The organism is Pseudomonas sp. ENNP23 (genome assembly GCF_001728945.1).
GTDB lineage: Bacteria > Pseudomonadota > Gammaproteobacteria > Pseudomonadales > Pseudomonadaceae > Metapseudomonas > Metapseudomonas otitidis.
This window is the reverse complement of the sequence record NZ_LYSP01000058.1, coordinates 20,511-32,218: the sequence shown is the minus strand read 5'-3', so window position 1 is coordinate 32,218 and position 11,708 is coordinate 20,511. Positions and strand designations below refer to the sequence as shown.

The following is an 11,708-nucleotide window of genomic DNA, read 5'->3' as shown; positions in this document are numbered from 1 at the left end:
ACTGGGGGGGCGGGTTCATCCGCGATGGCCTGCGCATCAGGGGCGCCGGCTGCACGGGTAGCCCGGGCTTCAGCCCGGGAACCCCCTGGCAGGTATGGGCGCGCGTGCCATTCCCCGGACTGAAGTCCGGGCTACGGGTGATGTGCCGGCGAGGCCACCTTGTGTGAGCGGATTCATCCGCGAAAGCCCGGCACCGCGATCTCGCGCAATGCCGGACGCAGGGTGGACCGGTACTCAGCGGTGCCGACCGGGGCTCCGATGGTGGACGTGAAAAGCGACGTCCACCCTACGGGACTGGGGGGCAGGTTCATCCGCGATGGCCTGCGCATCAGGGGCGCCGGCTGCACGGGTAGCCCGGGCTTCAGCCCGGGAACCCCCTGGCAGGTATGGGCGCACGTGCCATTCCCCGGACTGAAGTCCGGGCTACGGGTGATGTGCCGGCGAGGCCACCTTGTGTGAGCGGATTCATCCGCGAAAGCCCGGCACCGCGATCTCGCGCAATGCCGGACGCAGGGTGGACCGGTACTCAGAACGCCAGGGTGCTGGAGAGCTGCACCAGGCGCGGGTCGCCGATGGAGACGTTCCACTGGTTCACCGAGGAGCTGTAGTAGGTCTTGTCGAAGAGGTTCTTCACGTTGAGCTGGAGCTTGAGGCGCTTGTCGTTGCCCAGGGGCGTTTCGTAGCTGGCGAAGGCGTCGGCGACGGTGTAGTGGGGCAGTTCGAAGCTGTTGGCGACATCACCCTCACGGGAACCCACATAGCGACCGCCCAGGCCGGCACGCAGGCGGTCGCCGTCGAAAAGCGGGCCGAAGTCGTAGACGGCCGAGAGCGAGGCGGTACGCCGGGCGACGTTCTGCAGTTCATTGCCCTTGTAGAGCGGGTCCTTGGTCAGCTCCGCATCCAGCCACGCAAAGGTGCCGATCAGGCTGAGGTTGTCGGTGACCTGACCGGTCACATCCAGCTCGATGCCCCGTGAGCGGACTTCGCCAACCGCGCGGTTGGAGCCATCGAGTTCGGTCACCGCGACGTTCTCCTTGACGATGTCGAACAGCGCCAGGGTGCCGGTGATACGTCCCGGCATGTCCAACTTGGCGCCGATCTCCCAGCTTTTGCCTTCCTCCGGCGCCATTTCGTTCACCGATCCGGTGCCGGTCAAGGGCGCAATGGTGGAGTTGGGCTTGAACGATTCGGTGTAACCGCCGTAGAGGGACAGCTCGTCGGTCATCTTGTAGACCAGGCCGACCCTGGGCACCCAGAGCTGGCCGTCGATGTCGGTGTTCTTGGTGAACGGGCGGCCCCGGCCGGCGAGCTGGTCGTAGAGCTGGTAGCGGGCGCCGGCGATGAAGATCCACTGCTCGTTGAGGTGCACCGAGTCCTGGAAGAAGGCGGACTGGCTGACCACGCGGTCGGTCTGGTCGCTGTCGCCGGCGGCCACCGTGGTGGGCACCGGCACCTGCCCGTATACCGGGTTCCAGGGGTTGAAGCCGAGGCTGGTGGTCTGGCGAATCAGGTCCTCGCGGAAGAACTTGCGGTACTCGTGGTCCACACCCATCAGCAGGTCGTGCTGCATGCCGCCCAGTTGCACCTGGCCGTCCAGGTCGAAGGTGGCGAAGTGCTCGGTGCTCACCGCGCCCCGGGTGCCGTCCAGGCGGCGCCTGAGGGTGCCGTTGGCGTTCCGGCTCTGCACCCGCGCCTGGTAGTCGTCGTAGGTGTCGCGGTTGTAGCTGTAGGCGAAGTGGGCCTTCCAGGCCTCGTTCAGTTGGTGTTCGAGGTCGAGGATCATCAGGTCCGACCGGCCCTCGGTGACGTTGTAGGGCTCGTCCAGGCGGCGGGTGGCGGGCACCGCCAGGGGCTTGCCGTTGATGAAGACGGTGCCGCGGTCAAAGGGGGTGCTGTACTCGCGGTGCTCGAAGCTGAGGTTCACCGTGGTGTCTTCGCCGTACCAGGCGATGGAGGGGGCGAAGGTCTTGTCGCGGCTGTGGCCGAAGTTGCGCCAGTAGTCGGCGTCGTCGTAGTCGGCGATCACCCGGTAGGCCAGGCCGGAATCCCCCAGGGGGCCGGTGACGTCGAGGGTGCCGCCGCTGCCGTCCTTGCCGTCGCCGTAGGTGGAGGCGCGCGCGGTGATGGCGCGGTAGGCCTGCAGCTGCGGTTTCTTGCTGATGACGTTGATCACGCCGCCCGGGTCGAGGATGCCGTAGAGCATTGAGGACGGGCCCTTGAGCACTTCCACCCGCTCGGCGCTGGCGGTGAGGTTACGGCCCTGGATGGTGCGCATACCGTCGCGCAGGATCGAGCCGTCGCGGTTGTCGCCGAAGCCGCGCTTCATCACCGCGTCCAGGGTGCTGCCGAGGGTGTTGGCCTGGGTGATGCCGCTGACGTTGGCCAGGGCGTCGTCGAGGTTCTGTGGCTGCTGGTCCACCAGCACCTGGGCCGGGACCACGGCCACCGCCTGGGGGATGTCCAGCAGCGGGGTGTCGCTGCGGGCCAGGCGGGTGGCGGGCGGTGGCTGGTAGCTGGCGGCGCTTTCCGCCTGGCGGGTGCCGTCGACGTTCACCGCGCCCAGGTCGAGGGCGTCGGAGCTGGCCACCGGCACCAGCGTCAGGGTCCCCGGCGCTGCCTCGGTGAAGCTGAAACCGCTGCCGGCCAGCAGACGCGCCAGGGCCTGCTCGGCGCTCATCCGGCCCTTCACGCTGGGTGCATTGCGCCCTTCCGGCAGGGCCTGGGTGTAGACCACCGCCAGCCCGGTGCTGCGGGTGAAGGCGGCCAGGGCCGGGGCCAGGGGTTGCGCCTCGAGGGCGAAGACCTGCTCCTGCGCCAGCGCCGCCGGGGCCTCGGCCAGGGCCTGGGGCGCCCAGGGGGCGCTCCCGAGGGTGAGCAGGGCCGAGACCAGTCCGAGGCGCTTGAAGGCGCCGCGCTGCAACCGCGATGAGCTGTGATTCATGTAAGGCGTACCCCTGGCTGTGGCTTTTAGTTGCGAATAAATCGCATTCCATCACCCCTACACGGATGCCGAGCGGGAACACCTCACCCCTGCCCTGAAGTTTTTTCCACAGGCGGCAGGCGACGTCGGAACGACGCAGGCGGTTTTCCACAGGCCACGGCGTTGCCGTGACCGCCAGGCGGGGGAGACGCGAGAAGGAAGGGCGGCGGAACGTGGCTGACAGCTCAGCGCAGGACCATCACCCGGCCCAGCACTTCGTGGCGCTGGAAGCCGAGCACGGCGCCCAGGGCATCCACCACGGCGCGGGGGTCGTTGTTGGGGAAGCTGCCGCTGACCCGTTGCCCGGCGAGGTCGGTGTCCAGCAGCAGGATGCGGCCCGGGTAGTAGCGGCCCAGCTCGTCGAGCACGTCGGCCAGCGGCGTCTTGTAGAAGGTCAGCCGGCCCTGGCGCCAGGCCAGTTGGGCCTCGGCATCCACCGGGTAGACCTCGCCCCCGCGGCCGTCGAGGTAACGCACCTGCTGGTTGGCGGTGAGCACCTGCTGCGGGGCATCCGCCCGGGCACGGACGCCCACCCGCCCCTGCTCCACGGTGACCCGTGCGCCGCCGAGCTGCAGGCGCACGCCAAAGCGGGTGCCCAGCACGCGGGCTTCGCCACCGGCCGCCTCCACCACGAAGGGCGGCTCGCCATGGGTGACCTGGAAGTAGGCACCGCCCCGGTGCAGCACCACATGGCGCTCGTCGGCGCGGTAGTCGACGCTGAGGGCGCTGTCGGCATCCAGCACCACCCGGGAGCCGTCGGCCAGGGTGAGGGTGCGTACTTCGCCCGGCGCGGACACGTAGTCGGCGCCCAGGTCCTGCAGGCGGTCCAGCGGGTGCCAGCCACCGGCCCACACCATCAGCACCAGACTGGCGGCCATGGCCAGCACGCCGCCCCAGCGGGTGCGCCGGTGCGAGGGCACGGGACGCGGCGCCAGGTACTGGCGCAACTGGTCCGCCTCCTCCTCTGCCAGCAGCGCGGCGGCCGGCCAGGTGCGGCGCCAGAGCGCCTCGGCCTGGGCGTAGGCATCGAGATGGCGAACATCGGCGTAGAGCCAGCGCTCGAAGGCTTCGCGCTGGCCGGCATCGGGATCGTCCTGCATGCGCCCCGCCCACAGCCAGGCCGCCTGCTCGACGGCGCTCTGGCGAGGGCTGGCCGCTGGCGGCCGTTGTGGATCGGGCTTCATCAGGTCGCGCTCCCGGGCGATGGGCTGGCGGCGGGCTCCGTCAGGCTGGCCTTGCAGGCCTCCAAGGCGCGCATCATATGTTTTTCCACCGCGCTCTGGGACAGCCCCATGGCCTGGGCGATCTCGCCGTAGGTGCGGCCGTGGATGCGGTTGAGCAGGAAGATGTGCCGGGTGCGTTCGGGCAGCGCACGCAGGGCTGCCTGTACGTGGCGCAGGTCGTGGCCGGCGGCCAGGGCCGCCTCCGGGTCGGCGGGCTCCGGCAGGTGCTGCTCGGCCAGCAGGCCGGCCTCGGTACGCGAGCGCGAACCCTCGCTGCGCAGGTGGTCGATGGCCATGTTGCGCGCGCTGCGCAGCAGGTAGGTGGCGAGGTCCTCCACCTGGGCGTCGGCCCGCCGCCAGAAGCGCAGGAACAGCTCCTGCACCAGGTCCGCCGCCGTGGCCCGGCAGCGCACCCGGCGATTCACCAGCGCCTCCATGCGCGAGCGCTCGGCGAGGAAGGTGCGCAGCAGCACCTCGCGCGGCGCGGCTTTCGCGCGCTCGGCCTCGGCAAGGGTCGGCGGGAGGGGCTGGTCGGGCATGGAGAAGCCGGCGGGGCCAGGAAGGGAGCGAGATAATAATGCTTATCAAATAGACCTGACTAGGGACGCTTCCCCTGCCGCCGACCGGTGACAACCCTTAAACTGGCCGCCCCATGGACGACACGACCCCACCCCGAATGGACAAACGCCTCACTACCCTCAGCAAGTACCTCAGCTACCTCCTGCGCCACCAGCCCGGTGCCATCGGCCTGACCCTGGACCGCGAAGGCTGGGCCGACCTCGACACCCTCATCCGCCTCGCCCGCACCGCTGGCCAGGCCATCGACCGCGAGCAGGTGCTGGAGGTGGTGGCGAGCAACGACAAGAAGCGCTTCAGCCTCTCCGACGACGGTCAGCGCATCCGCGCCGCCCAGGGCCACACCGCTGCCGGCGTGGCCATCGACTACGCCGAGCAGGTGCCGCCGGAGCACCTTTTCCACGGCACCGCCTCGCGCTTCATGGACGCCATCCGCGCCGAGGGCCTGCGCCCCGGCAATCGCCACCATGTGCACCTCTCGGACCAGCGCGACACTGCCATCGCCGTCGGCACCCGCTACGGCCGACCGGTGCTGCTGCGCATCGCCGCCGCACGCATGCACCAGGCCGGGCATCGCTTCTACCGGGCGGACAACGGCGTGTGGCTGACCGATGCCGTGCCGCCTGCGTTCTTTGAGGTGGAGGAGTGAAGGGAGAGCACGTTTCGTCGGTGCTCGCCCGTGACTCCGCTGGTGGACGTGAAGAGCGACGTCCGCACTACGCAGCAGGCAGCGCTATGTGGACGAGACGGGGGTGATCCTCAGCGAGTCGCCGTTCCAGCCGTAGGGGCGGGGGTAGGGTGGACCCCGCTTCACCGGTCCACCGACGGTGCTCACCCGAGGCTCCGCTGGTGGACGTGAAATGCGACGTCCACCCTACGAGGGCAATCGGCTACACCTGCACGATCTGGTTCTTGCCGTTGCGCTTGGCGGTGTACATGGCCTCGTCGGCGCGGGTGTAGAGCTGTTCGAGGGTGTCGCCGGGGCGCAGGGTGGTGAGGCCCTGGCTGAGGGTGACGTTGAACACCTTGCCGTTGGCGCTGAACGACAGCCGCTGCACTTCGCGCTCCAGGCGCTCGGCCACTTGCAGGGCCTGGGCCGGGTCGCAGCCGGGGAACACGGCGGCGAATTCCTCGCCGCCGATGCGGCCGAAGTGGTCGACCCGCCGCAAGGCACCCGCGCCGCACCGTGCGATGCGCTGCAGCACCACGTCGCCCACCTGGTGGCCGAAGGTGTCGTTGACCTGCTTGAAGTCATCGATGTCCAGCAGCAGGAAGGCCAGGGGCCGTTGGTAACGCTCGGCGACGTCCAGCTCGCGCTGGGCGCTTTCGAAGAAGTGCCGGCGGTTGCTGGTGCCGGTCAGCACGTCGGTGGTGGCCAGGCGCTGCAGTTCGGCCTCCAGGGTCTTCTTCTCGGTGATGTCTTCGGCAATGCCCACCACCAGGGTGGTCTGCCCGGCCTGGCCCTGGCGGCTGACGAAGCACTTGTCACTGAGCCAGCGCACCTGGCCGTCGCCGCGGATGATGCGGTACTCGCGGGCCTCGATGGCGCCCTTTTCCAGCACCTGGGCGAGGCTGCTGGCGGCGTACTCGACGTCGTCGGGGTAGATGCAGTTGCGCCATTCGTTGACGTCCACCATCAGCAGCTCGGCCGGGCGGCCGAACAGGCGCTCGTAGTGGGGGCTGACGTAGACGATCTTCTGCGCCTCCCAGTCCAGTGCCCAGAGGACGGCGTTGACGCTGCCCAGCAGCACGTTGAACAGCGCCTCGCGTTCGCGCAGGCGCTCCACCTCACCCCGGCTGTGCAGCAGCGCCAGGGTGAGCTTTTCCGCCTCGCTGGGTATTTCGTCCAGGTTTTCCATCCGTCCCATAGCCTTCCTTCGCGTCCTCGATCGGGTTGAACCCGCCCATCCCGGGCAGGCGGTGCAAGGCCGAATCACACATGGCTCTGATGGCGGGTGGCGGCAAAACGGTTGAGGAGCCGGTGCAGGACGAACACCGCAAGGAGGGTGACGAAGACCGCTACGCAAACCGAACTGAGCCGATAGGCCAGGCTGAACATCATGTCGTGACTCGGCGTCAGGTATTGACCGAAAACGATGGCCAAAGTTGTCAGCGCACCGAAGCCAACCCCCTGTGCACCCTCCAATACGTGCACCCGGGCACAGAAAAACGCGGCGATCCAGTACAGCGAGGTGACGAGCGGTAGTACGTCGTAGTGGTCGTAGAGCAGCAGTTGCAGGCTGAGGGCGATGACACAGCCGAGCAGGGTTCCGAGGGCGCGGATACGCCCGGCGAAGCGGATGCCGTGCCAGTGCATCGGAAACAGCACCAGGATCGAGGCGATCTGGGCCGACAGCGAGTCCCTGAGGTCGAGGGCCTGGAAGAGCATGAAGGACAGCGTGGCGAGGCTGGCGCCGAGCACGGCCTCGTGGCGCCGGCTGGGCAGGTCCTTCTCCGGGAGGACGCGGGGTGCGCGCGGCTCGGCGTCGGGGAAGCAGTAGAACATCAGCCAGGCGATCAGCACCGTGAGGCCGGCGGCCACCAGGTTGCTGGCCACCAGGTCGTAGAGGTGGGTGTCTGGGTAGCTGGCGAAGTGCAGTTGCATGGAGAGGAACACGCAGCCCAGGGCGCCGAACAGGAACAGCGGGCCGCGCGCCATGAGGGCGAAGCGCCAGAGGAAGGCGAGGAATACCAGGGGCACGATGAGCAGCGGGCGGTCGCCGAACAGGCCGTAGATGACCAGCGTCTCCAGGCTCACCAGCACCGCCTGGGCGAGGAACTGGCGGATCAGGTGGGCGTTGAGGGTGGGCAGCAGGCCGAGCAGCAGCATGGGGTAGACGCAGAAGAACGAGCCGTTGTCCCAGTTCATCAGCTTGCAGACGAACAGCCCGAGGGTGCCGCCGCAGGCCAGGCGCAGGCACTGGCGCAGGCCGTTTTCGTCGAGGGCGCGCTTCATTGTCGGACTCAGTAGATGTAGTGGAGCCAGGCGATGAGGCGGATCTGCGCGCGGCCCAGGGCGCTGGCCAGCGGCGAGGCATGGGGGTAGAGCTGCACCGTGGCCTTGGCGCCGCTGGGCAGGGGCGCCTCGGGCGCCCGCTCCAGCACCACATGCAGGCGCTGGCGCTGGGCGTCGCGGACCCAGCGGTCGGAGCTGGCGGGAGCGGCCAGGTCGCCGTTGGCATCGAGCTGGCCCTCGCGCACGCCGGCGTCGATGGCGCTGACCCGGGCCGGGAAGATGTGCCCCGGCCAGGCGTCGAAGACCACGGCGGCGGCATCGCCCGGGCCGACGTAGCGCAGGGCCTTTTCGCGGAAGTCGGCGCTGATGTCCACCTCGTCGGCCACCAGGGCCGCCACCGGGGTGCCGGCGGCGACGTAGGCGCCCGGCGAGAGCTGCAGGTTGCTGACCACCCCGGCGCGCTCGGCGCGGACCTCGGTGTAGGCCAGTTGCAGGCGGGCCTGCTCCAGCTGGTTGCGGGCCTGGCGCAGGCGCAGGTTGTCGGCGCCTGCGGTGCCCCGGCGAGCCTCCTGCTCGCGGACGTGTGCCTGAGCGGCGAGGACGTCGGCGCGGGCGGCGCTGCGGCGCGACTCGGTCTGTTCGTAGAGCTGGCGGGAGACGTGCTGGGTCTGCACCAGGCGTGCAAGACGGTCGGTCTCGCGCTCCAGCTCGCGGGCGGTCACCTTGGCGGCATGCAGCGAGGCCCGGGCGGCGGCCAGGCCGGCATCCAGCTCGGCGTTGTCCCGCGCGGCCGCCTCCACGGCCAGCTCGGCGGCAGCCACGGCGAGGCGATAGGGCTCGGGGTCGAGGCGGAACAGCACCTGGCCGGCCTCCACATGGCGGTTGTTGACCACCGCCACGTCCAGCACCTGGCCGCCGACGCGGGGCGCCAGGCGCACCACCGGGCGGGTCAGTTGGGCCTGGGGCGTGACGGGCATCCACAGGTCGGCGGCAAGGAAGTAGGCGAACAGCAGGACGAAGGCGACGATGGCGGTGCGGACCCGGCGCGCGAAGCGTTGATCGGGGGTCATGGATTACCTCTGGCGGCGCTGGACGAACAGGCCGCAAGGCCACGGAACGGGCCGGAAGGCGGCACACCAGCGAAATGGGAAACAGTTCGGCACGGCAGTATATTGGGCCGCTTTTCCCTGATAATCAGCGCCCCCAGAGAAGCAGCCTTGCGCGAGGAGTAACAATGGACACCCTGAACAGCATGCGTGTGTTCGTTCGCGTCATCGAGACCGGCAGCTTCACCGCCGCCGCCCAGGCCCTGGACCTGTCCACCGCCCAGGTGTCGCGCCTGGTGTCGGAGCTGGAGCAGCAGCTGCAGGCCCGGTTGCTGCACCGCACCACGCGGCGCCTGGGGCTGACGGAAGTGGGCGAGCGTTACCTGCAGCGCTGCCGCTCGATCCTCGACGAGGTGGACCAGGCCGCCGCCGAGGCGCGCGGGGCGCACCTCAAGCCCAGCGGCCGCCTGCGGGTGCACACCATGACCGGCCTCGGCCTGCAGCACGTCACCGGGCTGGTGGCCCGCTACAGCGCGCTGTACCCGGAGGTGGTGGTGGAGTTGACGCTGTCGCAGCGCAACCCCGACCCCATCGAGGACGGCCAGGACGTGGTGCTGACCTTCGCCCGCGAGCTGCCGGACTCCCAGCGCATCGCCCAGTCCCTGGGGCAGATGTACAGCGTGCTCTGCGCCTCGCCCGACTACCTGGCCCGCCACGGCGTGCCCACTGGTCCGGCGGACCTGCGCCGGCACCGCTACCTGCGCCTGCTGGACCCGCTCTACCAGGACAACTGGACCCTGAGCGACGAGCACGGCGAATACGACGTGCTGCCGGCGGAGGCCTTCCAGGTGAACGTGGCCGAGTCCCTGGCGCGGGCGGCCCAGGCCGGCATGGGCTTCTGCCTGCTGCCCTCCTTCGTCGCCTGCCAGCCGTTACGCGAAGGCAGCCTGCTGCGGCTGCTGCCGGAACACCGCCTGCGCGAGCGCAACATCTATGCGATCTACCCGTCGCGGCATTTCATCGACGCGAAGATCCGCACCTGGGTGGACTTCCTCAAGGCCGAACTGCCGCCGCTGTTCGCCCAGGACGACGCGGTGCTGGACGACCCTCGGCACTGGGCGCGACCGAGCTCATTGTTGCGCTAGAAGCAATTGTGATTCACCTGCCTGGCGGTTTTTCGGGGTGGGGCCGACGCCTAAGATGGCCCCCGTTCCCAGATGCATCCCGCCGAGGATCACGCCATGCAGCGCAATCTCCTTGTTACTGCCAGCTTCGCCGCTTTCGCCCTGTCCTTCGCCCAGTTCTCCTTCGCTGAAGAGTCCTCTGCCTTTGTTGCGCGAAATGCGCAGTATCAGCAGCGCGCCATCGAGGCCGCTCATGAGCACGCCGTCGCCCGGCAAGGCGCCGAGCAACCAGCCGACACCGCCCAGGACAGTTGAGTGACCGCGTCTCCTTCCTTCCCTGACCTCCTGACACCGGGTATCCGCTCCTAACCCGCCCGGTGTCCTGTTCCAGCCGCCCCTCCCCGGGCGGTTTTTTTTGCGCGCTCGTTGGGTGGACGGCTGGGTGGCGTGATGCGCGGGCATGAAAAAGGCCGGCATGTGCCGGCCTTTCCGTAACCCGCTGGACCTCAGGCAGTCGCCGGGCGCAGCGAGTAGGTCTTGAGCTGCTCGGCGAAGTCCCGCAGGGACTGGATGCCGCTGGCCTCGGCCTCGTGTACCCACTGCTTGATGGCTTCGAGCATCTCGTGGCCGTTGGCGCTGGTCTTGGCCCAGATGTGCTGCAGGGCCAGGCGCTTCTCGTAGATGGTGCGCAGGGCCTGGCTCTGCTCCAGCATGGCGGCGATGCGGGCGTGGTGGCCGTCGTCCAGCAGGCTGGTCTCGCGGGAGAGCAGGCGCTTGGCGCGGCGGAACAGGTGGCGGACCGACTCGTCGGCCTTGGCCAGCTCCTGCTTCACCAGCGGGGCGATCACCAGGCGGCGGTATTGGGCCATGATCTGGAAGCGGTTGTTGAGGATGGCCATGGCGGTGTCCATGTCCAGGTTGCCCTTGCCGGCGACCTGGTGGGCGATGGGCGCCACGCGCTGCACCTTGGCCAGGCCGAACAGGCTGAACAGCTTGATCCAGGCCCAGCCCAGGTCGAACTCCCACTTCTTCACCGAGAGCTTGGCGGAGTTGGGGTAGGTGTGGTGGTTGTTGTGCAGCTCTTCGCCGCCGATGAGGATGCCCCAGGGCACTAGGTTGGTAGCGGCGTCGCGGCATTCGAAGTTGCGGTAGCCGATGGCGTGGCCGAGGCCATTGATGACGCCGGCGGCCCAGACGGGGATCCACATCATCTGTACGGCCCAGACGGTCATGCCGGCGACGCCGAACAGCGCCAGGTCGATGATCGCCATCAGGGTCACGCCGCCGATGGGGTAGCGCGAGTAGACGTTGCGTTCGAGCCAGTCATCGGGGCAGTTCTTGCCGTAGATGCGCAGGGTCTCCTCGTTGCGGGCCTCTTCACGGTAGAGTTCCGCACCGCGCCGCAACACGGTGGCAAGGCCCTTGTGCACGGGGCTGTGGGGATCGTCCGCGGTTTCGCACTTGGCGTGGTGCTTGCGGTGGATGGCCGTCCATTCACGGGTGTTCATGGCGGTGGTCAGCCACAGCCAGAACCGGAAGAAGTGCTTGAGGGCCGGGTGGAGTTCGAGGGAACGATGGGCGGAGTAGCGATGCAGGTAGACCGTGACGCTGACGATGGTGATGTGGGTCATCACCAGGGTGACTGCCACGAGCTGCCAGGCCGACAGGTCGAGAAAACCGTTGTACCACATGGGGTGCATAACCTCGGGGGAAGAAGGAACGAGATCTGCCCGCGATGATTTGTCGGACAAACGGCCCCATTATCCCCATGCTTCGTGAGAAAACCATCCTGTTCTTTAGATA

At 68.6% G+C, this 11,708-nt stretch carries 10 protein-coding genes; 2 read left to right on the top strand and 8 right to left on the bottom strand.

Annotated features, from left to right (window positions below; all coding sequences use genetic code 11):
• Positions 1-526 precede the first annotated feature (526 nt).
• The 3 genes from A9G05_RS24015 to A9G05_RS24005 form a co-directional block, all read right to left on the bottom strand.
• Positions 527-2,941 carry a TonB-dependent receptor gene (locus A9G05_RS24015; RefSeq protein ID WP_083272653.1) on the bottom strand — a complete coding sequence of 805 codons (2,415 nt, stop codon included), beginning with the start codon at positions 2,939-2,941 and terminating at the stop codon, positions 527-529.
• Positions 2,942-3,165: 224 nt separating this feature from the next.
• The gene (locus A9G05_RS24010; protein ID WP_069563341.1) at positions 3,166-4,164 is read right to left on the bottom strand and encodes a FecR family protein; all 999 of its coding nucleotides are present in this window, start codon (positions 4,162-4,164) and stop codon (positions 3,166-3,168) included.
• A complete protein-coding gene (locus A9G05_RS24005; protein ID WP_083265739.1) occupies positions 4,164-4,742 on the bottom strand; it encodes an RNA polymerase sigma factor in 579 nt (192 codons plus the stop codon). The genes A9G05_RS24010 and A9G05_RS24005 overlap by 1 nt, the downstream gene beginning before the upstream one ends.
• Positions 4,743-4,879: 137 nt before the next feature.
• Between A9G05_RS24005 and A9G05_RS24000 the strand changes: the two genes are divergently transcribed.
• Positions 4,880-5,428 carry an RNA 2'-phosphotransferase gene (locus A9G05_RS24000; protein ID WP_069563340.1) on the top strand — a complete coding sequence of 183 codons (549 nt, stop codon included), beginning with the start codon at positions 4,880-4,882 and terminating at the stop codon, positions 5,426-5,428.
• A 241-nt stretch (positions 5,429-5,669) separates the two neighbouring features.
• On the opposite strand, the gene A9G05_RS23995 is transcribed toward A9G05_RS24000, so the two are convergent.
• The 3 genes from A9G05_RS23995 to A9G05_RS23985 form a co-directional block, all read right to left on the bottom strand.
• Positions 5,670-6,638 (bottom strand): sensor domain-containing diguanylate cyclase, encoded by a 969-nt coding sequence (locus tag A9G05_RS23995; RefSeq protein WP_069563339.1) that lies wholly within the window; start codon positions 6,636-6,638, stop codon positions 5,670-5,672.
• Between the two features lie 74 nt (positions 6,639-6,712).
• A complete protein-coding gene (locus tag A9G05_RS23990) occupies positions 6,713-7,735 on the bottom strand; it encodes a DUF2955 domain-containing protein (RefSeq protein WP_069563338.1) in 1,023 nt (340 codons plus the stop codon).
• 8 nt (positions 7,736-7,743) lie between these two features.
• Positions 7,744-8,805 (bottom strand): HlyD family secretion protein, encoded by a 1,062-nt coding sequence (locus A9G05_RS23985; RefSeq protein WP_069563337.1) that lies wholly within the window; start codon positions 8,803-8,805, stop codon positions 7,744-7,746.
• A gap of 164 nt (positions 8,806-8,969) precedes the next feature.
• Here A9G05_RS23985 and A9G05_RS23980 point away from each other — a divergent pair, with 164 nt between their 5' ends.
• On the top strand, positions 8,970-9,926 hold the full coding sequence (locus A9G05_RS23980; RefSeq protein WP_069563336.1) for a LysR family transcriptional regulator: 957 nt from the start codon (positions 8,970-8,972) through the stop codon (positions 9,924-9,926).
• Here A9G05_RS23980 and A9G05_RS27755 read toward each other — a convergent pair.
• Both A9G05_RS27755 and desA read right to left on the bottom strand, forming a co-directional pair.
• A complete protein-coding gene (locus A9G05_RS27755; RefSeq protein WP_171902742.1) occupies positions 9,912-10,160 on the bottom strand; it encodes a hypothetical protein in 249 nt (82 codons plus the stop codon). The genes A9G05_RS23980 and A9G05_RS27755 overlap by 15 nt on opposite strands.
• 251 nt (positions 10,161-10,411) lie before the next feature.
• Positions 10,412-11,596, bottom strand: coding sequence for a delta-9 fatty acid desaturase DesA (gene desA, locus A9G05_RS23970; RefSeq protein ID WP_069563334.1), 1,185 nt, complete (start codon positions 11,594-11,596; stop codon positions 10,412-10,414).
• Positions 11,597-11,708 lie beyond the last annotated feature (112 nt).

Bases quoted from the DNA above. Each gene is read 5' to 3' on its own strand.
- A9G05_RS24015 (WP_083272653.1), bottom strand. From the start codon at position 2,941: ATGAATCACAGCTCATCGCGGTTGCAGCGCGGCGCCTTCAAGCGCCTC.
- A9G05_RS24010 (WP_069563341.1), bottom strand. From the start codon at position 4,164: ATGAAGCCCGATCCACAACGGCCGCCAGCGGCCAGCCCTCGCCAGAGC.
- A9G05_RS24005 (WP_083265739.1), bottom strand. From the start codon at position 4,742: ATGCCCGACCAGCCCCTCCCGCCGACCCTTGCCGAGGCCGAGCGCGCG.
- A9G05_RS24000 (WP_069563340.1), top strand. From the start codon at position 4,880: ATGGACAAACGCCTCACTACCCTCAGCAAGTACCTCAGCTACCTCCTG.
- A9G05_RS23995 (WP_069563339.1), bottom strand. From the start codon at position 6,638: ATGGAAAACCTGGACGAAATACCCAGCGAGGCGGAAAAGCTCACCCTG.
- A9G05_RS23990 (WP_069563338.1), bottom strand. From the start codon at position 7,735: ATGAAGCGCGCCCTCGACGAAAACGGCCTGCGCCAGTGCCTGCGCCTG.
- A9G05_RS23985 (WP_069563337.1), bottom strand. From the start codon at position 8,805: ATGACCCCCGATCAACGCTTCGCGCGCCGGGTCCGCACCGCCATCGTC.
- A9G05_RS23980 (WP_069563336.1), top strand. From the start codon at position 8,970: ATGGACACCCTGAACAGCATGCGTGTGTTCGTTCGCGTCATCGAGACC.
- A9G05_RS27755 (WP_171902742.1), bottom strand. From the start codon at position 10,160: ATGAGCGGCCTCGATGGCGCGCTGCTGATACTGCGCATTTCGCGCAAC.
- desA (WP_069563334.1), bottom strand. From the start codon at position 11,596: ATGTGGTACAACGGTTTTCTCGACCTGTCGGCCTGGCAGCTCGTGGCA.